At 74.5% G+C, this 21,911-nt stretch carries 20 protein-coding genes; 4 read left to right on the top strand and 16 right to left on the bottom strand.

Annotation, left to right across the window (positions count from 1 at the left end; all coding sequences use genetic code 11):
• The first annotated feature begins 33 nt into the window (after window positions 1-33).
• Entirely contained in the window at window positions 34-411 is a 378-nt protein-coding gene (locus tag IF30_RS0126000; RefSeq protein ID WP_051711151.1) for a YrdB family protein, read from the top strand.
• A gap of 228 nt (window positions 412-639) precedes the next feature.
• On the opposite strand, the gene IF30_RS0125995 is transcribed toward IF30_RS0126000, so the two are convergent.
• Genes IF30_RS0125995 through IF30_RS0125975 form a run of 5 tightly spaced genes read right to left on the bottom strand, consistent with a single transcriptional unit; the run spans window position 640 to window position 6,385 of the window.
• On the bottom strand, window positions 640-1,677 hold the full coding sequence (locus tag IF30_RS0125995) for an ABC transporter ATP-binding protein (RefSeq protein WP_037901224.1): 1,038 nt from the start codon (window positions 1,675-1,677) through the stop codon (window positions 640-642).
• Window positions 1,677-2,675: an ABC transporter ATP-binding protein gene (locus tag IF30_RS0125990; protein ID WP_030242879.1), complete on the bottom strand. Its 999-nt coding sequence runs from the start codon at window positions 2,673-2,675 to the stop codon at window positions 1,677-1,679. The genes IF30_RS0125995 and IF30_RS0125990 overlap by 1 nt, the downstream gene beginning before the upstream one ends.
• A complete protein-coding gene (locus tag IF30_RS0125985; protein WP_030242877.1) occupies window positions 2,675-3,661 on the bottom strand; it encodes an ABC transporter permease in 987 nt (328 codons plus the stop codon). The genes IF30_RS0125990 and IF30_RS0125985 overlap by 1 nt, the downstream gene beginning before the upstream one ends.
• The gene (locus tag IF30_RS0125980) at window positions 3,658-4,620 is read right to left on the bottom strand and encodes an ABC transporter permease (RefSeq protein WP_030242875.1); all 963 of its coding nucleotides are present in this window, start codon (window positions 4,618-4,620) and stop codon (window positions 3,658-3,660) included. The genes IF30_RS0125985 and IF30_RS0125980 overlap by 4 nt, the downstream gene beginning before the upstream one ends.
• A 13-nt stretch (window positions 4,621-4,633) precedes the next feature.
• Window positions 4,634-6,385 carry an ABC transporter substrate-binding protein gene (locus tag IF30_RS0125975; RefSeq protein ID WP_030242873.1) on the bottom strand — a complete coding sequence of 584 codons (1,752 nt, stop codon included), beginning with the start codon at window positions 6,383-6,385 and terminating at the stop codon, window positions 4,634-4,636.
• Between the two features lie 177 nt (window positions 6,386-6,562).
• Here IF30_RS0125975 and IF30_RS0125970 point away from each other — a divergent pair, with 177 nt between their 5' ends.
• Window positions 6,563-8,017 carry an aminopeptidase P family protein gene (locus IF30_RS0125970; protein WP_030242871.1) on the top strand — a complete coding sequence of 485 codons (1,455 nt, stop codon included), beginning with the start codon at window positions 6,563-6,565 and terminating at the stop codon, window positions 8,015-8,017.
• Between the two features lie 184 nt (window positions 8,018-8,201).
• Here the strand turns inward: IF30_RS0125970 and IF30_RS0125965 are convergent, their stop codons facing one another.
• The 3 genes from IF30_RS0125965 to IF30_RS0125955 all read right to left on the bottom strand — a co-directional run bounded on the left by IF30_RS0125965 (window position 8,202) and on the right by IF30_RS0125955 (window position 11,175).
• On the bottom strand, window positions 8,202-9,224 hold the full coding sequence (locus IF30_RS0125965; RefSeq protein ID WP_030242869.1) for a nitronate monooxygenase: 1,023 nt from the start codon (window positions 9,222-9,224) through the stop codon (window positions 8,202-8,204).
• A 71-nt stretch (window positions 9,225-9,295) separates the two neighbouring features.
• Window positions 9,296-9,922 carry a response regulator transcription factor gene (locus IF30_RS0125960; RefSeq protein ID WP_051711149.1) on the bottom strand — a complete coding sequence of 209 codons (627 nt, stop codon included), beginning with the start codon at window positions 9,920-9,922 and terminating at the stop codon, window positions 9,296-9,298.
• On the bottom strand, window positions 9,919-11,175 hold the full coding sequence (locus IF30_RS0125955; protein WP_063752775.1) for a sensor histidine kinase: 1,257 nt from the start codon (window positions 11,173-11,175) through the stop codon (window positions 9,919-9,921). The genes IF30_RS0125960 and IF30_RS0125955 overlap by 4 nt, the downstream gene beginning before the upstream one ends.
• A gap of 167 nt (window positions 11,176-11,342) precedes the next feature.
• Between IF30_RS0125955 and IF30_RS0125950 the strand changes: the two genes are divergently transcribed.
• Both IF30_RS0125950 and IF30_RS0125945 read left to right on the top strand, forming a co-directional pair.
• Window positions 11,343-12,419, top strand: coding sequence for an ABC transporter permease (locus tag IF30_RS0125950; protein WP_030242865.1), 1,077 nt, complete (start codon window positions 11,343-11,345; stop codon window positions 12,417-12,419).
• Window positions 12,416-13,096, top strand: a complete 681-nt coding sequence (locus tag IF30_RS0125945; RefSeq protein ID WP_030242863.1) for an ABC transporter ATP-binding protein — start codon at window positions 12,416-12,418, stop codon at window positions 13,094-13,096. Before IF30_RS0125950 ends, IF30_RS0125945 begins: the two co-directional genes overlap by 4 nt.
• Before the next feature lie 145 nt (window positions 13,097-13,241).
• Here IF30_RS0125945 and IF30_RS0125940 read toward each other — a convergent pair whose 3' ends face one another.
• From IF30_RS0125940 to IF30_RS0125905, 8 genes are all read right to left on the bottom strand, one after another.
• Entirely contained in the window at window positions 13,242-13,952 is a 711-nt protein-coding gene (locus tag IF30_RS0125940; RefSeq protein ID WP_030242862.1) for a GntR family transcriptional regulator, read from the bottom strand.
• Between the two features lie 334 nt (window positions 13,953-14,286).
• A complete protein-coding gene (locus IF30_RS0125935) occupies window positions 14,287-15,186 on the bottom strand; it encodes an ornithine cyclodeaminase family protein (protein WP_051711156.1) in 900 nt (299 codons plus the stop codon).
• Between the two features lie 128 nt (window positions 15,187-15,314).
• On the bottom strand, window positions 15,315-16,343 hold the full coding sequence (locus IF30_RS0125930; RefSeq protein ID WP_030242857.1) for a proline racemase family protein: 1,029 nt from the start codon (window positions 16,341-16,343) through the stop codon (window positions 15,315-15,317).
• On the bottom strand, window positions 16,343-17,710 hold the full coding sequence (locus IF30_RS0125925; protein ID WP_030242854.1) for an aldehyde dehydrogenase family protein: 1,368 nt from the start codon (window positions 17,708-17,710) through the stop codon (window positions 16,343-16,345). The genes IF30_RS0125930 and IF30_RS0125925 overlap by 1 nt, the downstream gene beginning before the upstream one ends.
• A 144-nt stretch (window positions 17,711-17,854) precedes the next feature.
• The gene (locus IF30_RS0125920; protein ID WP_030242853.1) at window positions 17,855-18,859 is read right to left on the bottom strand and encodes a proline racemase family protein; all 1,005 of its coding nucleotides are present in this window, start codon (window positions 18,857-18,859) and stop codon (window positions 17,855-17,857) included.
• 112 nt (window positions 18,860-18,971) lie between these two features.
• The gene (locus IF30_RS0125915) at window positions 18,972-19,835 is read right to left on the bottom strand and encodes a dihydrodipicolinate synthase family protein (protein ID WP_107054521.1); all 864 of its coding nucleotides are present in this window, start codon (window positions 19,833-19,835) and stop codon (window positions 18,972-18,974) included.
• 207 nt (window positions 19,836-20,042) lie between these two features.
• A complete protein-coding gene (locus tag IF30_RS0125910) occupies window positions 20,043-21,524 on the bottom strand; it encodes an NAD(P)/FAD-dependent oxidoreductase (RefSeq protein WP_420791159.1) in 1,482 nt (493 codons plus the stop codon).
• A complete protein-coding gene (locus tag IF30_RS0125905; RefSeq protein WP_030242847.1) occupies window positions 21,505-21,822 on the bottom strand; it encodes a (2Fe-2S)-binding protein in 318 nt (105 codons plus the stop codon). Before IF30_RS0125905 ends, IF30_RS0125910 begins: the two co-directional genes overlap by 20 nt.
• Window positions 21,823-21,911: the final 89 nt, after the last annotated feature.

Below are 21,911 nucleotides of genomic sequence, written 5' to 3'. Positions count from 1 at the left end.
CGGGCGGCGCGACGAAACGGGGAGAGCACGCGGATGAGGATCGACAGACCCGGCCCGGTCGGGCAGCGCCAGTGGACTCCGGTGACCGCCGGCAACGCCGGCCTCGCGTTCGGCCTGGAGCTCGCCATGCTGGCGGCGCTCTGCTACTGGGGCTTCAAGACCGGCTCCACCCTGGCCACCCGGCTGCTGCTGGGGATCGGCGCACCCGCCCTGGCAGCCGCCGTCTGGGGCCTGTTCCTGGCCGCGGGCGGCCCGAGGTACCGGCTGCCGGTCGCCGCGGAGATCGTGCTCAAGCTGCTGGTGCTCGGCACCGCCGCACTCGCCCTGTACGCCACCGGGCGGACCACGCTCGCGGTGGTGTACGGCGCGCTGGTGGCGGTCAGCGTGGCCGTGGAGTACAGCACCCGCTGACGGAGCGCCAGGAGGGCGGCCAGTTCGGGTGCCGGCCAGTTCGGGTGCCGGCCAGTTCGGGTGCCGGACGGTTCGGGTGCCGGACGGTTCGGGTGCCGGACGGTTCGGGGGCGTCGCACCTGCGGGTGCGGCGCCCGCCGCCCACAGGTGTGCGCACAGTGGAACCCGGTCGGACGCGGCCCTCGTAAGGTTCCCCGCCGCGCCCGACCGGGGGTCTCGGTGCCCGGCTCAGACCTCCGGGAAGTGGCAGGCCGCCTGCCGGGTGCCAGGGCCGGCGATCCGCAGCAGAGGCTGCTCCGTCCGGCACCGGTCCTGCGCCTTCGGGCAGCGCGGGTGGAAGGTGCAGCCGGCCGGCGGGTCGGCCGGGCTGGGCGGGTCGCCGAGCAGCACGATCCGCTCCCGGGTCCGCTCCGCCTCCGGGTCCGGCAGCGGTACGGCGGACAGCAGCGCCCTGGTGTACGGGTGCGCGGGGCTGCCGTACACCTCCGCCTTGTCGCCGATCTCGACGATCCGGCCCAGGTACATCACCGCGACCCGGTCGCAGACCCGCTTGACCACCGACAGGTCGTGCGCGATGAACACGTACGCCAGCCCGAGCTCCTGCTGGAGCCGCTCCATCAGGTTGACCACCTGGGCCTGGATGGACACGTCCAGTGCGGAGACCGGCTCGTCGGCGATCACCAGCCTCGGCGAGGTGGCGAGCGCGCGGGCGATGCCGATGCGCTGGGCCTGGCCGCCGGAGAACTCGTGCGGGTAGCGGTCCAGGTGCTCGGGGATCAGCCCGACCAGTTCCATCAGTTCGGCGGCCCGCTTGCGCGCCGCCGCGGCGCTCTCGCCCTGGACCAGCAGTGGCTCGGAGATGATCCGGGACACCGTCTGCCGGGGGTTGAGCGAGGAGTACGGGTCCTGGAAGACCATCTGCAGGTGCCGCCGGTGGGGCCGCAGCCGGGCCTGGGAGAGGCCGCCGATCTCGGTGCCGTCGAGGGTGACGGTGCCCGAGGTCGGGTCGAGCAGCCGGACGATCATCCGCCCGGTGGTGGACTTGCCGCAGCCGGACTCGCCGACCAGGCCGAGGGTCTCCCCGGCTCCGACGTCGAAGCTCACCCCGTCCACGGCCCGGACCGGCGCGCCGGGCCGCCCGGTGCGGCCGCGCCGGCCGGGGAAGGTCTTCACCAGGTCCCGCACGGACAGCAGGGGCTCGGACAGCGGGGGCTCGGACAGCGAGGGTTCGGGCAACGAGGGTCCGGGCAGCGAGGGTTCGGGCATCACAGCACCCCTTCCGGCACCAGCGGCAGGTGGCAGGCGGCCTGGTGGCCGGGGGCGAGCGGCCCGAGCGCGGGGCGCTCGGCCACGCAGCGGGCGTGCTCCTCGGCGGACGCGCCGGTGGTGCGGGCGCAGCGCGGGGCGAAGGAGCAGCCGGGGGCGGGGGCGATCAGGGACGGCGGGCTGCCGGGGATGGCCCGTAGCGGGGCGTCGTCGGTGTCGTCGAGGCGGGGCAGGGAGTCCAGCAGGCCGCGGGTGTACGGGTGCGCGGGCTGCGCGAACAGCCGTCCCACCGGGGCTTGTTCGGCCGCCCGGCCGCCGTACATGACGAGCACTTCGTGGGCGACCCGGGCGACCACGCCGAGGTCGTGGGTGATCATCACGACGCCGAGGCCGCGCTCCTGCTGGATCCGGGCGATCAGTTCGAGGATCTGGGCCTGGACGGTGACGTCGAGCGCCGTGGTGGGTTCGTCGGCGATCAGCAGGTCGGGTTCGCAGGCGAGCGCCATGGCGATCATGACGCGCTGGCGCATGCCGCCGGAGAACTGGTGCGGGTACTCGTCGACCCGGCGGGCCGGCTCCGGGATGCCCACCTCGGCCAGCATCTCGACCGCCCGGGCCCGGCCGGTCCTGCGGTTCGCCTTGAAGTGCACCCGGTAGTGCTCGGCGATCTGCTCGCCGACGGTGTAGAAGGGGTGCAGGCTGGACAGCGGGTCCTGGAAGATCATCGCGGCCCGGCGGCCCCGGACGGCGCCCAGCGCCTTCTCCCCGAGCCCGTTCAACTCCTGCCCGTGCAGCCGGATCGAGCCGGTGACGGCGGCGTCGCGGTGCAGTCCCATGACGGCGAGCGAGGTCACGGACTTGCCGCTGCCGGACTCGCCGACCAGGCCGAGGGTGCGTCCGGACTCGACGGCGAAGGAGATGCCGTCGACGGCTCGGACGGCGCCCCGGGGCGTGTCGAAGGAGACCCTGAGGTCCTCGACCTCCAGCAATGCGGCCATCAGTACCTCACTCTCGGGTCGACGAACGCGTAGAGCAGGTCGACCATCAGGTTCGCCGCGACGATGAAGAAGGCCGCGAGCAGGGTGACGCCGAGGATGACGGGCTGGTCGGAGCGGCCCAGTCCGTCGTAGAACAGCCGGCCGACGCCGGGCAGGCCGAAGATCGACTCGGTGATGACGGCGCCGGCCAGCAGGCCGCCGAGGTCCATGCCGAAGATGGTCAGGATCGGCGTCATCCCGGAGCGCAGCCCGTGCTTGACGGTGACGGTCAGCGGCGGCAGGCCCTTGGCGCGGGCGGTGCGGATGTACGGCTCGGCCATCGCCTCGATCATCGAGTTGCGGCTCTGCCGGGCGTACATGGCCGCGTAGAGCAGGGCCAGGGCGGTCCACGGCAGCAGCAGGTTGGAGGCCCACTCGAAGGGGTTGTCGGTGAACTGGTGGTAGGCCGGGTAGGGCAGCAGTCCGGCCGTCCTGACGACGCCCCAGATCAGCATGATCGAGGTGAAGTAGACCGGCAGCGAGGCGGTGCCGACCGAGAGCACCATCAGGGTCCTGTCGAGCGGCCGGCCCTTGTGCAGCGCCGAGGTGACGCCGGCGCCCAGGCCGAGGACCAGCCAGAGGGCGGCCGCGCCGAGGGCCAGGGAGACGGAGACCGGCAGCCGGTCGGCCAGCAGGTCCCACACGGGGACCCCGTACTCGTAGGAGTAGCCGAGGCAGGGGAAGCCGCAGTGCACGGCGCCGGGGCCGGAGCCGTAGTCGCGGCCGGCGAAGATGCCGCCGAGGTAGGTGAGGAACTGCTCCCAGACCGGCCGGTCCAGGCCCATCGCCGCCTTGACGTCGGCGAGCCGCTCGGGGCTGCAGGTCTTGCCGCAGGCCGCCGCGGCGGGGTCGTTGGGCAGCAGGTAGAAGATGGTGAAGGTGATGGCGCAGATGGCGAGCAGGATGCCTGCCACGCCGAGCAGCCGACGGCCGAGGTAGAGGATCACGACCGGCCTCCCCGGGGGTCGAGGATGTCGCGCAGCGCGTCGCCGAGCAGGGTGAAGGCGAGCACGGCGAGGAACAGGAAGGCCGTCGGGATCAGGAAGTAGGTCGGGTCGGTCTCGTAGTGCACGATGCTCTCGGCGATCATCTGGCCCCACGACGGGGTCGGCGGCCGGACGCCGACGCCGAGGTAGCTGAGCGCGGCCTCGGTGGCGATCATCCCGGGGATGAGCAGGGTGGTGTAGGCGATGATCGGGCCGGAGACGTTCGGCAGGATCTCCCTGGTGAGGATCCGCCAGGACCGGGCGCCGCCGACCTTCGCGGCCTCGACGTACTCGCGGTGCTTGAGCGAGAGGGTCTGGCCGCGGACGACGCGGGCGATGCCGGGCCAGGTGAACAGCCCGATCACCAGGGTGATCAGCAGGATCCGGTTCATGTCCTTGGCCACCGACATCATCGCGATCATGAAGATCAGCGAGGGGAAGGACATCGTGAGGTCCATCAGCCGGGACAGCAGGGCGTCGGTCCGGCCGCCGAAGTAGCCCGCCGCGATGCCGGCCAGGGTGCCGGTGATCACGACGACGGCGGTCGCGGTGAAGGCGATCAGCAGGGACACCTGGCCGCCGTGGAGCACCCGGGCGAACAGGTCGCGCCCGGTGACCGGCTCGACGCCCAGCCAGTGCCGGGCGCTGATGCCGCCGAAGTCGCCCCGGGGCAGGCCGCCCAGGTACGGGTCGATGGCGCGCTTGTCGAACTCCTCGGGGGACCAGCCGCCGAGCGAGCCGAGCGGGGCGGCCAGCGCGGCGGCCAGGACCAGCACGCCGACGGCGATCAGCCCGAACCGGGCCGCGCCCTTGGCCCACAGCTGGTCCCAGACCAGCCGCCAGGGCCCCCGGCCGGAACGCTTCGTGGCGCCCGCCGCCGCGGCCTCTGCCACGGCGGGGGGCTCAGTGGTGGTACTCATCGGTGCCGGCCCCTCAGCCCTTGCCCTTGGCGGGGTCCTTGAGTCCGACGACGGCGAGGTCGATCATGCCGGCGTAGCCGGAGTTGCCGAACGCGCCGGCCACGTTGGTGCCCACCAGGAGGGGGCGGCGCTGCCACATCAGCGGGACGGCCGGGGCCTTCTTCATCAGGTCCTGGTCCAGCTGCTGCCAGGCCTTGTCGGCCTCGGCGACGTCGGTCATGGCCGCGATCCGGTCGATCCCGTCCATCGTCGCCTGGTCCTTGAACTGGCTGTAGTTGCCCTGGTTGCCCTTCTCCTTGATGGTGCGGCCGTCGAAGAGGAACGGCAGGAACGTCGCACCGGACGGGTAGTCGGGGCACCAGCCGCTGATGGTCAGCTCGGGGGCGTTCTTGGTGTCGCCGATGGTGTCGGCGAAGGCGGACGGGTCCGTGGTGTTGACGGTGACCTGCACGCCGACCTTGGCCAGCGACTGCTGGATCGCCTCGGCGCGGGTCTTGTCGCCGAGCGAGACGGTGAGGCCGACCTTGAGGTCGGTCCGGCCCGCGTCCTTGAGCATCGCCTTGGCCTTCTCCGGGTCGCCGGCCGCCGGGATCTTCAGCGGGTCGGACTTGACGCCGCCGGTGAGGGACGGCGGCAGGAAGGAGGTCGCCACGTCGGTCACGGCCGGGCCGCCGAAGGCCGTCACCTGCGCGTCCCGGTCGACCGCCCACATCATCGCCTCGCGGACCTTCGGGTCGTCGAAGGGGGCCTTGGCGGTGTTCATGTACAGCATGTCGGTGCAGCCGGTCTGCTCGGCCACCATGCGGGACCTGACGTCCGCCTTGGGCAGCACCTTGGCGACGGTCTCGTGCTGCATCCAGGGCATGTCGATGGCGTTGGCGTCGGCACCGTCACTGGCGATGATCCGGTCGTCGGCCTGGCCGCCCTTGATGCCCTGGGTGACCACGATCCTGTCCGGGTACGCCTTGCGGACGGTGTCGGTGCCCTGGTCCCAGTCGGTGTTGCGGACGAGCACCAGTTGCTTGCCGCGGTCGTAGGTCTCGATCTTGTACGGGCCGGAGGAGAACGGCCGGGAGTCGTACTGGGGGCCCTTCTCCTGGGACTGCGGCACCGGGGAGAAGGTCGGCAGGGTGACGGTGTCCGAGAACTCGGCGACCGGCCGCTTGAGGTGGAAGACGATGGTCCGGTCGTCCGGCGTCTCGATGCTCGCCAGGTGCTCACCGCCCAGCGGGCCCTTGTAGTTCTCGCCGCCGGCCAGGTACTGGACCGCGTAGTCGGGGCCGCCGGTGAGGTCCGGGGAGAAGGACCGCTCGACGTTGTACTTGATGTCGGCGGCCTTGATCGGGCTGCCGTCCTCGTACTTGAGGCCGTCCTTCAGGGTGAAGGTCCACACCTTGCCGCCCTCGGAGGACTTGCCCAGGTCGGTGGCGAGGTCCGGGACGATCTCGCTGCCCGCGGCGCCCGGCTCGGACTTGAAGGTGGTCAGCGTGCGGTAGAGCAGCCTGGTCCCGAAGTCCATGTGCGGCACCACCCAGTTGCGGGCCGGGTCGAGGTGGGCGAAGTCCTGGTTGGTCAGGATGGTGAGGGTGCCGCCCTTGGCGGGGGTGCCGCCGACGATCGAGCCGGACGCCGCGCCGGGGCCCTGGGCGTTCGAGGGCCCGGCGTCGCTGCCGCTGTCGCTCTTGTCGTTCTTGCAGGCCCCGAGGCCGAGGGTGAGGGTCGCCGCGAGGGCTGCCGCGAGGGCGGTGTGGGTGCGCCTGGTCATGTTGCAACTCCGCTGTGGGGGGCCTGATCCGGCCGCTCCGCTGTGTGACCCGTAACATAGTAATGTGAAATTGCACTGCACAAGAGGTGGCGCCCCCCGTTACCGAGCTGTGTCCGTGCCCGCCCCCGAGCCCGCCGAACACCACACATCTCCCCAGCCCCGCCAAGGAGTTCACCGGTGACCCTCCCTCAGACCGGCCTCAACACCGGGAGCCACGACCTCCCGGTCACCCCCGCCCTCGCCGCCTTCATGGGCACCCGTTGGGCCCCCACCCCCCTCCCCGCCGACCGGCGCGTCCCCGGCCACGACCGCTTCCCCGGCCGCCGCGCCCGCCTCGGCGCCGCCTTCCCCGGCGAACGGCTGATCGTCCCCGCCGGCCGGCTCAAGGTCCGCTGCAACGACCTCGACCACCGCTTCCGCCCGCACAGCGCGTACGTCTGGCTCACCGGGCTCACCGGCGAGGACCAGGCCGACCACGTCCTCGTCCTCGAACCCGCCGGCCCCCAGGGCCACGAGCCGGTCCTCTACCTGCGTCCCCGCTCCCCGCGCGACGGCGGCGAGTTCTACCGCGACCGCCGCTACGGCGAGTTCTGGGTCGGCCGCCGACCCGACCTCGCCGAAGCCGCCCGGCTCACCGGAGTGCGCACCGAACACCTCGACGACCTGGGGAAGCTGCTCGCCGGACCGCAGCCGCCCACCCGGGTACTCGCCGGCACCGACGCACGCGTGGACGACGCCACCGGCCGCCCCGGTGCCCACGCCGGCGCCGACGGCGAACTCGCCGCCGTGCTCTCCGAGTTGCGCCTGGTCAAGGACACCTGGGAGGTCGACCAATTGCAACTCGCCGTCGACCACACCGTCACCGGCTTCGAGGACGTCGTCCGCGCCCTGCCCACCGCGCTGCGCCACCACCGCGGCGAACGCTGGATCGAAGGCGTCTTCGACCTGCGCGCCCGCGCCGAGGGCAACGGCAGCGCCTACACCACCATCGCCGCCTCCGGCGCCCACGCCTGCGTGCTGCACTGGATCCGCAACGACGGCCCCCTCGACCCCGACTCACTGCTCCTGCTCGACGCCGGCGTCGAGACCGACACCCTCTACGCCGCCGACGTCACCCGCACCCTCCCGCTCAGCGGCACCTTCACACCCGTCCAGCGCCAGGCCTACGACCTCGTCCTCGCCGCCCAGAGCGCCGGCATCGCCGCCCTGCGCCCCGGCGCCCGCTTCCGCGACTTCCACCGCGCCGCCATGCGGGTCATCGCCGAAGGCCTCGCCGACTGGGGCGTCCTGCGGATCCCCGCCGAACAGGCCCTCGCCGACGACAACGGCCTCTACCGCCGCTACACGCTCTGCGGCAGCGGCCACATGCTCGGCCTCGACTACCACGACTGCGCCAGGTCCCGCGCCGACCGCTACCTCGACGGTGTCCTGGAGGAGGGCATGGTCCTCACCGTCGAACCCGGCCTCTACCTCCAGCCCGACGACGAGACCCTCCCCGTCGAACTCCGCGGCCTCGGCATCCGCATCGAGGACGACCTGGTGATCACCGCCGAGGGGGCCCGGCTGATGTCAGGCGCCCTCCCGCGGACGGCCGGCGACGTCGAGGCGTGGATGGCGGCCCTGCTGGAGTGAGCGGGACCGGGCCGGGCGGGCGATCAGGCGAGCTCGACCGTCCCCGGCGGCGAGGACGACGGCCCCCCGCCCGGCGTCGAGCGCGAACAGCGTTCGAATCTCCGCGGTCCGCCAACGCTCGCCCCAGGAGCGAGTCCACCCCTGCGGAGGCAGCCCGCCCGGCTTGGCGCGCGCCGGGCGAGCACTACCCCCGCGCGCGGCGCCAGAGGTCGGCGACGAGCTGCTCCGCCGGGCCCGTCCGCGCCAGCCGGTGGGCGGTGCCGGCCCAGAGGTGCATGGCGGCGGTGTCGGCGCGGCGGGTGGCGGCGGCGCGCAGCGGGGCGGTGAGGTGGTGGACCTCGGGGTAGGCGGGCGGGGCGTACGGGCCGTGGCGGTCGATGAAGGCGTTGCGCAGGCCACGGGCGGGGCGGCCGGTGAAGGCGCGGGTGACGGTTGTCTCCGGGAGCTCGGTGAGCGCCGCCCGGTGCGCGGCCGAGGCGCCGGACTCGTCGGCGCGCAGCAGGGCCGTCCCCAGCTGCACCGCGACCGCCCCGGCCCGCAGCGCCGCCGCGATCGCCGCGTCGTCGCCCAGGCCGCCGGCGGCGATCAGCGGCAGCTCGGTCACCGCCCGTACGGCGGGCAGCAGTTCGAGCAGCGGCAGCTCGCCCGGCGGGTCCGTGACCCGGTGGGTGCCCCGGTGGCCGCCCGCCTCCGGGCCCTGCACACAAAGCGCGTCCATGCCGATCGCCTCCGCCGCCCGCGCCTCCTCCGGCGTGGTGACGGTGCCGACCTGCAGCGTCCCGGCCGCCCGGAACGCGGCCGCCTCCGCCGCCGTCGGCAGGCCGAAGGTGTACGAGACCACCGGCACCGGATCGGCGAGCAGCGTCGCGAGCTTCGCCTCCCAGTCGTCGCGGTCCGGCCCGATCTCCTCCGGCAGCGCCACGCCCCACCGTTCGGCCTCGGGCCGCAGCCGCTCCCGGTAGGCGGCGACGGCCGCCGCGTCCCCGGGCGGCGCCGGGACGAAGAGATTCACCCCGTACGGCTGGTCGCCCGACTTCCGGACCAGGGCGATCTGTTCGGCCATCGCCGCCGCGCTCTTGTAGCCCGCCGCGAGGAACCCCAGCCCGCCGGCCCGGTTCACCGCGGCCACCAGCTCCGGCGTCGAGGGCCCGCCCGCCATCGGCGCGGCGACCACCGGCACGGCAAGTTCGTCGAGACGGACGGCCATCGGGGCTCCTCACATGCTGCGGGCACGGACCGTTTCCCACCCTACGCTCGCCGGACCGGCCGCCGCCCGCTCTACCGGATCAGCCCCCGCCCCCGCGCCGCCCGCACCGCCGCTGTCCGCGAGTCCACCCCCAACTTGGTGTAGATGTGCACCAGATGGGACTTCACCGTGGCCTGGCTGAGGTGCAGCCGCTGGCTGATCCCCTGGTTGGTCAGCCCGTCCGCGACCAGCCCGAGCACCTCGGTCTCCCGAGCGCTGAGCGCCGCCGCGGGCGTGCGCATCCGCTCCAGCAGCCGGTCCGCGACGCTGGCTGCCAGCGCCGAGCGCCCGGCCGCTGCCGCCCGTACGGCCTGGGCCAGTTCCTCCGGCGGCGCGTCCTTCAGCAGGTACCCGGTGGCGCCCGCTTCCAGGGCGGGCAGGGTGTCGGCGTCGGTGTCGTAGGTGGTGACGACGAGGACCCGTGGCGCTCCCGCCCGGGCGGTGATCGCCGCGGTGGCCTGCGCGCCGTTCATCGCAGAGCCGGGCCCGAACTGGAGGTCCATCAGCACCACGTCGACGCCGGCCTCGGCCGCGAGTTCCACGGCCCGCTCGGCGGTCGCCGCCTCCGCGACGATCGCGAAGTCCGGTTCGCTCTCCAGCACCGCCCGCAGTCCGGCCCGCACCACGGGGTGGTCGTCAGCGATCAGCAGCCGGATCACGACGCCTCCGCCGATCCCGGCACGGCCTGGCCGGCCTGGCCGACCTGGCCGAGCGGGCCGACCGGCCCGACCGGCAGCTGCACGGCCACTGCCGTCCCCTCCCCCGGCGCCGACTCCACCGTGAAGCTGCCGCCGAGCGCCCGGGCCCGGGCCCGCATGGAAGGCAGCCCGAAGCCGCCGTCCCCGCCGGTACGGCCCGCGACCGCCGCCGGGTCGAACCCGGCTCCGTCGTCGACCACGTCCAGGGCCACCTCCGCCTCCATGTAACTGAGTGTCACCTCGGCCCAGGAGGCCTCGGCGTGCCGGACGGCGTTGCCGAGCGCCGACTGGGCGATCCGCAGCAGCGCGACCTCCTGGGCGGCCGGCAGCCGTACCGGGTCGCCGGACAGGTGCAGCTTCACCGGCAGGCCGCTCTGCGCCGTCGTGGTCACGCACAGCCGCTCCAGTGCGACGGGCAGCGGGTCGCCGTCGAGTGCGGGCGGGGTGAGCGCGCGGACGAAGCGCCGGGCCTCGTCCAGGTTGTCCTGGGCGGCCTGCCGGGCCTGTTCGACGTATCCGGCGGCGGCGTCGGTGCGCTCGGGCAGGGCGCGCTGGGCCGCGCGCAGCAGCAGTTGGATGGAGCTGAGGCTCTGGGCCAGGGTGTCGTGGATCTCTCGGGCGAGGCGCTCGCGCTCGGCCAGCACTCCGGCCGTGTGGTGGGCGGCGGCGAGGTCGGCGCGGGCGGCGGTGAGCTCGTCGATCAGCCGGCGCCGCTCCTCGCTCTCCCGGTACAGGGCCTGGTACCCGAGCACGGTGGCGGTGGCGACGGCCGCGCCGAGCGCGGGACCGATCGAGGCGGCGAGGCTGAAGCTGTGCTGGTGCCAGGACCAGGCGGCGATCGCCGCGGCGGCGGTCAGCCCGACGGCGACCGGCCCGCCGCGCCGCCCGAGCATGTGCAGTTCCAGGAAGTACAGGGGGAAGGCCAGCCAGACGCCGTCCTGGGTGGCGAGCAGGACGCCCGCCCAGGTGACGCCGAGCAGGGCGAGCCAGAGCGCGGCGGCCCGGCGCGAGCGGCGGACGGCGGTCAGCCGCGGTCCGACGGCGTAGGCGGCGCCCATGGCGGTGGCCGCGGCGGCGACGGCGGCCGGATCGCCCCCGCGGTCGGCGAGGGCGGCCCTGCCGACGGCGAGGGCGAGCAGGCCCGCCACGAGCAGGTGCAGGCAGACCTGGAGGACGCGGGCGACGGGTGTGGTTCTGGATCGTTCGGTCGCCATCCCTCCAGCCTAAGTTCCGCTCCCGGCGCCCGGCATCAATCAAAAGGTTGAACTCCGCCTCTGCCCTTTGATGCCCAGGATGCAATCCCCGGCGCGATGCCTGCGGCCCCGCCGGTCCGGGACGGTGGGAAACGTCGGAAAGCACCTGCGCAAGAGGGAAGGCCACCGTGTTCGTCGCCTGGAGGGACCTGAGGTTCGCCAAGGGGCGGTTCGCCCTGATGGGAGCCGTCATCGTCCTGATCACCGTCCTGGTCGGACTGCTGTCCGGTCTGACCGCCGGCCTCGGCCGACAGAACACGTCCGCGATCACCGGACTGCCCGCGGACCACCTGGTGTTCGGCAAGCCGGCCGACGGACAGCAGCTCTCCTTCACCGACTCCCAGGTCACCCCCGAGCAGTGGCAGGCCTGGTCCCGCGAGCCGGGGGTCGCCTCCGCCCAACCACTCGGCATCACCACCACCAAGGCCGCCGCCGGGAAGCGCACCACCGCGCTCTCCGCGTTCGGCGTACCGGACGGCTCCGCGCTGGCCCCGCAGGGCGCCCGGATCGCCTCCGGCCAGGCGGTGCTGTCGAGGACGGCCGCCGAGAACCTGGGCGGTCTCACCACCGGCGCCGACTTCACCGTGGCCGGGCACCCGCTGCGCGTCGCGGCCGTCGACGGCGACGCCGCGTACAGCCACACCCCCGTCATCTGGACCAGCCTCACCGACTGGCAGCGGTTCGCCCCCGGCGGCGCGGGCCACGCCACCGTCATCGCCGTCACCACCACGAAGGGCGCCGACCTCGCCGCCGCCGACGCCCACCAGGGCACGGTGACCCGCAGCCGTGACGACGCCCTTGCCGCGATCGGCTCGTACACCTCGGAGAACGGCTCCCTCCAGCTGATGCGCGGCTTCCTGTTCGCCATCTCGGCGCTGGTGATCGGCGCGTTCTTCACCGTCTGGACGATCCAGCGCGGCGGCGACATCGCCGTCCTCAAGGCCCTCGGCGCCTCCACCCGCTACCTGCTGCGCGACGCGCTCGGCCAGGCCGTCCTGCTGCTGGCGCTCGGCACGGCCGTCGGCACCGCGATCGCGGTGGGGGCCGGCTCGCTGCTGGGCTCCGCCGTCCCGTTCGTCCTCGACGCCCCGACCGTCCTGCTGCCCGCCGCCGTCATGATCGCCCTCGGCGCCGTCGGCGCGGCCCTGTCCATCCGCCGGATCACCTCCGTCGACCCGCTGACCGCCCTGGGGAGCGCCCGATGAGTCTCCACCTCGACCGCATCACCCTCACCTACCCCGACGGCGACGGCCGGCTCACCGCCCTGGACGACGTCTCACTGACCGTCCCCAAGGGCTCCATCACGGCCGTCGTCGGCCCCTCCGGCTCCGGCAAGTCCAGCCTGCTGGCGGTGGCCGCCACCCTGATCGCCCCGGATTCCGGACGGGTCGTCGTCGACGGCACCGACACCACCGGCCTCAGCCGGGCGGACCTCACCGCGCTGCGCCGCACCAGGATCGGCATCGTCTTCCAGCAGGCCAACCTGCTGCCCTCGCTCACCGCCGCCGAACAGCTCCAGGTGATGGCCCACCTCGACGGCCGCTCCCCCCGCGAAGCCCTCCCGCGCGCCCTGGACCTGCTGGACGCCGTCGGCCTCCGCGCCCAGGCGGCCCGCCGCCCGCACCAGCTCTCCGGCGGCCAGCGCCAGCGCGTCAACATCGCCCGCGCCCTGATGAACGACCCGACCGTCCTCCTGGTCGACGAGCCCACCAGCGCCCTCGACCACGAACGCGGCGCCGCCGTCCTGGACCTGATCACCGAACTCACCCACCGCCGGGCGACGGCGACCGTCCTGGTCACCCACGACCGCACCCACCTGACGGCCGTCGACCGGATCGCCGAAGTCCACGACGGCCGGCTGACCCTGCCGGCCGGGGTCTGAGCTACTTCTCGGCAGCCGGCGCGTCGTCCACCGAGAGGGCCACCCACGCCCCGATCGGCGCCGGCAGCACCGTGGAGCCCGGGCGTCCTCCGACGCTCGGGCTGTACGACGATGGCCTCGACGGGTGGTTCGACCACTACCGGCGCTACCGGGCCCGCAGCCGAAGCGCCGGCCGCTCCGGCTCCGCCGCCTCCTCCTGCCCGGCCCACAGCGAACGGACATGGCTCAGGTGGCGCGTCATGCAGGCCTCCGCCGCCTCCGCGTCACCCGCGATCATCAGGTCCAGCAGCTCCAGGTGCTCCTCCGCCGAGGACACCAGTTCGCCGCGCTCGTCGAGCCGGGTGAGGCCGTACAGCCGCGAGCGCTTGCGCAGGTCGCCGACGACGTCGACCAGCCGCGCGTTGCCGGCCAGGCCGAGCAGGTCGAGGTGGAACTGCCGGTCCGCCTCCAGGTAGCCGATCAGGTCGTGCTTGCGCGCGGCGGCGACGATGGCCTCCGCCTGCGGGCGCAGCCGCTCCAGCTGCTCCTTGGCGGCGGTGCGGGCCACCCGGCCGACGGTCGGGACCTCGATCAGGGCGCGGATCTCGGTGTAGTCGTCCAGGTCGCGCTCGGTCAGCTCGGTGACCCGGAAGCCCTTGTTGCGGACGGCCTCGACCAGGCCCTCGCGGGTGAGGTCCAGCATGGCCTCGCGGACGGGCGTGGCGGAGACCCCGAAGTCGGCGGCGAGGGCGGGCGCCGAGTACACGACGCCGGGGCGCAGTTCGCCGGAGATCAGGGCCGCCCGGAGTGCGTGGGCGACCTGGTCGCGAAGCCGCTCCTGGACGGAGATCAGGGTGCGGGGTTTGAGGTCGGCCATGGTGTTCCTCCGGATGGGTGCAGAACACCAGCGTACAATGTCACGTTACGTTGAGTGTGCAACAGTCCACGCGGACCACCCGGACCACGCAGGCCGTACGACCACATGCTCCGCTCAGCCCTTCGATCCGAACGACCCGCCGAACGCCCGTTGCCGAACGCCCGTTGCCGAATGCCGAATGCCGAATGCCATCGTGGCAGCGGCCGTCGGCCGTGACAACGGCCGACGGCACACGATCTGCCTGCCACCCCGGGCAAGGCCGGCCCGGCTCCCCGGCGGCCGACGTCCGCCGCGGCGGCAACCGCCCCCCGGCGGTCCTCACCGCGGCCGGACGTCACCGGCTCCGGTGGACCTCCGCCGCGACGGCCAGGTCCTCCCAGGCCATCCCGACGCTCTTGAAGAACCGCGGCCGCCCGGCCGGCACCAGTGCGTCGCCGCGCACCAGCTCCGCCAGGTTCCACACCTGCCGCCCGGCGACACCCGCCACCAGCAGGTCCCCGGCCTCCCGGGCCGCCACCGACCGCGCCTCGACGTACAGTTCGGCGCGCCTGACCAGCACCTCGTCCACCTCCCGCGCGTCCGGCTCGTGCGAGCCGACCGCCGCGACCGCCGCGTGCGCGGGCACCAGCGCACCGTCGAACAGCGGGGTGCGGGCGGTGGTGCAGCAGACCACCAGGTCCGCCTCCGCGACCGCCTCCGGCCCGCCGACGGCGGCCGCCAGGCCGAGCTTCCGCCCGTACGCGACCAGTGCCGCGGCCCGCTCGGCGTCGCGCGCCACGACCGTGAGCCGGGTGAGCGGCCGGACGGCCGGCAGTACGTCCAGGTGCCCGTACGCCTGCGGCCCGGAGCCGAACAGCACCAGATGCTCCGCCTCCGGCACGGCCAGTCGCCGCAGCGCCACCGCGGTGACGGCGGGGGTGCGCAGGGCGGTGAGCGCGGCGCCGTCCAGCAGCGCGAGGGGCTGCAGGGTGGGCCCGTCGAGCAGCAGGTAGCCGCCGGTGATCCGGGGCAGTCCGCGTTCGGGGTTGGCGGGCGCGACCCCGGCGATCTTCACGCCCGCGTACCGCCCTGCGGCGGCGGGCATCAGCAGCAGTTCGCCGGCGGGCACCGGTACGACCGACCGGGCGGGCGCCGCCTCCGGGTCGAACCCGTCCAGCAGCACCCGCTCGATGGCCCGCACCGCCTCGGCGGGACCGACTCCGCCGGTGCCCGGCACGGCGTACCGGAGCGGCACGACAGCCGTGTCCGGCTCGACGGCCGGGCCTGGGGCCGCCGCACGGGGCGAACCGGCCGGGCCTGGGGCCGCCGCACGGGGCGAACCGGCCGGGTCCGGGATCTCCTCGCCCGGCGGACCGATCCGGCTCACAGCAGGAACCCCGTTCCCAGCTCGTCGGCGGCCTCCAGGACGAATCCGTGCTCGCCGGTGCGGTGGGCCGTGCCGGTCACTTCGGTGACGACGCCATCCCCCAGCGGGTCGCCGCCCGGGAGCACCCGGCCGGTGAACACCGTGCCGATGACCGACTCGTGCCGCAGTCGCTCCCCCGCCGCCAGCCGGCCTTCGGCGGCGAGCACCGCGAGCCGGGCGGAGGTGCCGGAGCCGCAGGGCGAGCGGTCGATCTGCCCGTCCGCGAAGACGGTGACGTTCCGCTGGCTCAACGCGCCGTCCTCAGCGGGGAGTTCGTCGTAGAGGATCACCCCGTAGACGCCGGACAGCCGGGCGTCCGTCGGGTGCGCGACGGCCTCGGCGTCGGCCAGCGCCGCCCTGATCTCCCGCCCGGCAGCGACGAGTTCGGGCAACCGTGCCGGTTCGACCGCGAGCCCGACGGCCGCCGCCGGCACCGAGGCGTAGCAGGCGCCGGAGTGCGCCACCGCGACCTCCACCGTCCCGCGCGAGGTCTCGACGGGGAGCTTCAGTGCGCTCACCCGGCTGGGCACGTTGCGGAAGGTCACCCCGGTGGTCCGGCCGCCGGCCCGGTGCACGAGTGCGGTGACCCGGCCGGAGGGCACGTCGATCCGCACCCGCGCCACGCCGTCGGCGGGGGCCGCCACCAGGCCCGAGTCCACGGCCCAGGCACCGAGCGCGATGGTGCCGTGACCGCAGGCCGTCGAGTAGCCGTCCTTGTGCCAGAACAGCACGCCGAGGTGCGCCTCGTCGTCGTCCGGCGGCACCAGGAACCCGCCGTACATCCCGGCGTGCCCGCGCGGTTCCCGGGTGAGCAGCCGGCGGACGTCGTCCAGCGCGCTCGGCCGGGGCGCGGTCGCGCCGCCGCCCGCTCCGAGGGCGATGGCGCGCCGCTCGGCGACGGTGTCGCCGGGGATCGCGGGTGCGCCGTCGAGCACGATCCGGAAGGGCTCGCCGGCCGTGTGGTAGTCCACCGTCTGCACGAACATCAGAGTGCGCCCCCGCCCGGCAGCACGCTGACGGTCCGGCTGACGGTGTAGAAGTCCAGTGCCGCCTGGCCCTGTTCGCGGTCGCCGTGGCTCGCGCCCTTGGTCCCGCCGAAGGGCAGGTGGAAGTCGACACCGCTGGACGGGGCGTTGACCCGGATCATGCCCGCGTCCAGCCGGTCGGCGGCCGCCAGCGCCACGTCCAGGCTGCGGGTGTGCACGGAGGTGGAGAGGCTGTGCGGGGTGTCGTTGGCGAGCGTGATGGCCTCGTCGAGGTCGGCCGCGGCGTGCAGGACGGCGATCGGGCCGAAGAACTCCTCGCGGGCCAGCGGGTGTTCGGCCGGTACGTCGGCGAGCAGGGTCGGTTCGACGTACCAGCCGGCCCGCTCGGGCACCCCGCCGCCGGTGAGCACGTTCGCCCCGGCTTCGACGGCCGAGCCGACGGCGTCGGTCAGCCGGTCCCGGGCGCCGGAGCCCACCACCGGCCCGCACACCGTGTCGTCCACCGCGGCGAGCGCCTTGACCAGGGCCTCGCGCAGCGGCTCGTACGCGGCGCCGACCGCGATCACCCGGCTGGTGGCGGTGCACTTCTGCCCGGCGTACCCGGCGATGGCGGCGGCGATGTGCGCGGCAGCCGTCGCGATGTCGGCGTCCGGGAGCACCAACGCGGCGTTCAGACCGCCGAGTTCGGCCTGCACGGGGATCCCGCGCTCGGTCGCGGCGCGCACCACGGCCCGCCCGACGCCGGTCGAGCCGGTGAAGGAGACCACGTCCGCGGTGTCCACCAGCGCCGCGCCCTCCTCCGCGCCGCCCGGCAGCACGGTGAGCACGTCGGCGGGCAGCCCGGCGAGTTCGGCCAGCCGCAACGCGCACGCCGTGGCCTCGGGCGCCGGCTTGAGCACCGCGGTGTTGCCGACCGCCAGCGCCGGCGCGGCCTTCCAACTGGGGATCGCCAGCGGGAAGTTCCAGGGTGCGATCAGCCCGGCCACCCCGTACGGGCGGCGCCGGGTGAGCAGCAGCCCGGGCCCGGCGGCGGTGTCGTGCACCGTCCCGGCGGGGGCGTACGGCGCCTGCGCGTAGTAGCGCCAGATCGCCGCCGTCCTGGCGACCTCGCCCTGCGCCTCGGCGAGCGGCTTGCCGACCTCGCGCACGATCAGCGCGGCCAGTTCCCGCGCGTTGGCGTCGACCGCGTCCGCGATCCGGCCGAGCGCCGCGGAGCGGACGCCGGCCCCCGCCGCGAGCCAGCCGGGCTGCGCGGCCCGGGCCCGCCCGACGGCGGCCCGCACGGCCTCGGCGCCGGGTTCCTCGACGGCGATCACGAGGTCGTCCGGATCGGCGGGGTTGTACGAGGTGATGGTCACAGCTGGCAGCCCTTCAGGGGAGGTTCGGAGCGGTCCCGGCGATCCGGAGCGGTCCCCGCTGTCGGCACGCTCCCGGTTGTCCGGAGTGGTCCCGGCTGTCCGGAGCGGTTCCGGTCATCCGGAGCAGTTCCTGCTTTTCGGAGCGGTCCCTGTCTACAGCAGGAACCCCGCCGGGAACGGGTCGGCCGGGTCGAGGAAGTACTGGGCGGTGCCGGTGATCCAGGCCCGCCCGGTGACGGTGGGTACCACCGCGGGCCGTCCGGCCACCTCGGTCTCCTCGACCAGGCGGCCGGTGAAGGTCGTCCCGATGAAGGAGTCGTTGCGGAAGTCCCGCCCGAGCGGCAGTTCGCCGCGCGCGTGCAGCTGGGCCATCCGCGCCGAGGTGCCGGTACCGCAGGGTGAGCGGTCGAACCAGCCGGGGTGGATGGCCATGGCGTGCCGGGAGTGTTCGGCGGTGGAGCCGGGCGCGAGCAGCTGCACGTGGTGGCAGCCGTGGATGGACGGGTCCTGCGGGTGCACCGGCCGGTCGGGGCTGGCGTTGATCGCGTCCATCAGCGCGAGGCCCGCGTCCAGGATCTCCTGCTTGCGTTCGCGTTCGAAGGGCAGCCCGAACTCGGCGAGCGGCAGGATGGCGTAGAAGTTGCCGCCGTAGGCGAGGTCGTAGCCCACCGGGCCGTGGCCGGGCACCTCGACCTTGCGGTCCAGGGCGACGGCGTAGGACGGCACGTTGCGGATGGTCACCGCCTTGGCGGCGCCGTCCTCGACCCGCACCTCGGCGACGACCAGGCCGGCCGGGGTGTCCAGCCGTACGGTGGTGACCGGCTCGACCACCGGGACCATCCCGGTCTCGACCAGCACGGTGGCGACCCCGATGGTGCCGTGCCCGCACATCGGCAGCAGCCCGGAGACCTCGATGTAGAGGACCCCGAAGTCGGCGTCCGGCCGGGTGGGCGGCTGCAGGACGGCGCCGCTCATCGCCGCGTGGCCGCGCGGCTCGTACATCAGCAGGGTGCGGAAGTGGTCCAGGTGCTGCTGGAAGTGCACCCGGCGCTCGGCCATGGTGGCGCCGGGGATGACGCCGAAGCCGCCGGTGATCACCCGGGTCGGCATGCCCTCGGTGTGCGAGTCGACGGCGTGGAACACGTGACGGCTGCGCATGGGTCACAACTCCCGTACAGGTTCGGATGGTCGGTGTGGGCCTGGCCGGCTGCCCCCGCAGCCGGCCGGAGGGTCCGAGGACCCGGCCCCGGGCCGGGTCGTCCGGGGGAGCTCAGACGAGGCCGTCGGCCAGCGCCTTCTCGGTGGCCGCGCGCACGGCCGCCTCGGTCTCCGGGGTGAGCGGCCGGCGCGGCGCCCGGACCGGCCCGCCGGGGCGCCCGGCGATGTCCATGGAGAGCTTGATGGCCTGGACGAACTCGGTCTTGGAGTCCCAGCGCAGCAGCGAGTGCAGCGACTTGTACAGCGGCAGCGCCGTCTCCAGGTCGTGCTTGACGGCCGCGTCGTAGAGCGCCACCGAGGCCGCCGGCAGCGCGTTCGGGTAGCCGGCGATCCAGCCGACCGCGCCCGCCAGCGCCAGTTCCAGCAGCACGTCGTCGGCGCCGATCAGCAGGTCCAGCCCGGGGGCCAGTTCGGCGATCTCGTACGCGCGGCGGACGTCCCCGCTGAACTCCTTGACCGCGACGATCGAACCGTCCGCGTGGAGTCGGGCGAGCAGCCCGGGGACGAGGTCCACCTTGGTGTCGATCGGGTTGTTGTACGCGACGATCGGCAGGCCCGCCCGGGCCACCTCGGCGTAGTGCGCGCGCACCGAGTCGTGGTCGGCCCGGTAGGCGTTCGGCGGCAGCAGCAGGACGGAGCCGGCGCCGGCCTCGGCGGCCTGCTCGGCCCAGCGGCGGGATTCGGCGCTGCCGTACGCGGCCACGCCGGGCATGACCCGGGAGCCGTCGCCGGCCGCCTCGACCGCGACCTCGACGACCCGGGCGCGCTCCTCGGCGGTGAGCGTCTGGTACTCGCCCAGCGAGCCGTTGGGGACGACGCCTTCGCAACCGGAGTCGATCAGCCAGCGGACGTGTTCGGCGTAGGCGTCGTAGTCGACGGAGTGGTCCGGGCGCAGCGGGATCGTGGTGGCGACCATGATGCCGCGCCAGGGGCGGGTGGTGTCGTGCGGGGTGATGGACACGTGGACTCCTTGGTGAGGTGTGACATTTTATAGGAGCGGACAGGCCGGAGACAAGGGTCTCCGGCCCGCCCGTTCCACGGAAGGGCTGCCGGTCGGCGCGCGGCCGCCGTTCTGCGGTCGAACGCCATCGCGCGCACGGCCGCCCTTGGGCGGTCGAGCCCGCTAGTCGGACGGCCCGGCCGCCAGTTGCGAGAGCGGCACCGGACAGCCCAGCGGCCGCCGGTCCGGCCCCGGCTCACCCGGGCCGGCCAGGCAGGCCACGGCCGGACCGCACATCCGCCCCTGACACCAGCCCATCCCGGCCCGGGTGAGCAGCTTGACGGTGCGCGGATCGCCCGCGCCCAGCTCGTCCACGGCCTCCCGGACCGCGGCGACCGTCACCTCCTCGCACCGGCACACGTCGGTGTCCGGGCGCAGCCACCCCGTCCACCCCGGCCCCGGCCGGTGCGCGGCGGCCATCAGCTCGGCGAAGGCCCGCAGCCGCGTGCGGCGGCGCAGCAGTGCGGCCCTCGGCAGCGCTCCGGCCACCGCGTGCGCGGCCAGCTCGCCCTCCGCGAGGGCCAGGTCGGCGCCGCCGACGCCGTTGGTCTCCCCCGCCGACCAGAGGCCGGGCACGCTGGTGCGCAGCCGGGCGTCGGTCTCCAGCGCGACGGCGCCGTCCGGTCCGGTCCGGGTCCGCGCGCCCAGTTCGACGGCCAGGTCGATCTGCGGCAGCAGGCCGTGGCCGACCGCGACCGCGTCGCAGTCGATCCGGCGCCCGGTGCCGGGCACCGGCCGCCAGTCGGCGTCCAACCGGGCCACGGTGACCCCGGTGACCCGGTCCGTCCCGTGCGCCTCGACCACGGCGCTGCGCGGACGCAGCCGGACGCCGTGCCGCAGCAGCGCGCCGCCGTGCCCGGCGCCTTCGACCAGCTTGCCGGGGACGCCCGCCAGCACGCCCGGGCGGCGCGCGTACCCGAGGTAGGCGGTGGCCTCGACCACGGCGGGCACCTGGGCACCGGCGGTGACCAGCGAGGACGCCGCCGCGAGCAGCAGCGGCCCGCTCCCGGCGACCACGATCCGCCGCCCCGGCAGCACCAGCCCGGCCTTGAGCATCGCCTGGGCGCCGCCTGCGGTGACCACCCCGGGCAGGGTCCAGCCCGGGAACGGCAGCTGCCGCTCGTACGCGCCGGTGGCGAGCAGCACCGCCCGGGCCCGGACGGTGGCCCGGTCGGTGCTCTCCGGCCCGCGTGTGACGTGCACCGCGAAGCCCTGTCCGGTGCGCTCCAGCGCCCAGACCTGGTGTCCGCCGCGGAAGGCGGCCTGCCCGGCCCGCTCGTGGGCGGCGAGCCGGTCGGCCAGGCCGGTGTAGGCGGACCAGTGGTGGTGCAGCCGGTCCGGGCGGGCCGCGCCGAGCCCGGCCGCCGGGTGGCGGTAGTACTGCCCGCCGGTGCTCTGCCCGCCGTCCAGCAGGACGCAGCGCAGCCCGAGGTCGGCGGCGGTGACGGCGGCGGCGAGCCCGGCCGGACCGGCCCCGACCACCGCGAGGTCGTAGGGCAGTGACTCGAAGGCCTGGCGCCCCCCATGGGTCTCGTGCGCCCGGTGGGTCTCGCGGCCCTGGTGGCCCTGGTGGCCCTCGTGGGGCTCAGACGGCGAGGTCGGCACGGCCGTGGCCCTCCTGGGTGGTGACGGTGGTGCCGGACTCGGCAGGGAGCAGACAGGTGCGCTGGTTGGGGCGGCCGTTGACGGTGGCCAGGCAGTCGAAGCAGGCGCCGATCCCGCAGAACGCCCCGCGCGGCTTCCCGCCCACCCGCGTGGTGCGCCAGGCGAGCACGCCGTCGGCCCACAGCGCGGCGGCGATCGACTGCCCGGGCAGCGCGGGTACGGGCCGCCCGTCGAAGTCGATGTGGTGGGCGGGCCCGGGCTCGGCCTCGACCAGTTCGGCGGGGGTGCGGCGGCGCATCGGCGGCTTCTCCAATCCAGGACGGGATCCCATGCGGGACGACATACGGACGGCATACGGACGGCATGCGGGACGGCAAGGGGACGGCA

The sequence above is a fragment of the Streptomyces sp. NRRL S-350 genome, from assembly GCF_000719705.1.
Taxonomy (GTDB): domain Bacteria; phylum Actinomycetota; class Actinomycetes; order Streptomycetales; family Streptomycetaceae; genus Kitasatospora.
Note: the sequence above shows the minus strand (reverse complement) of the source record. Positions and strands in the feature narration are given on the sequence as shown.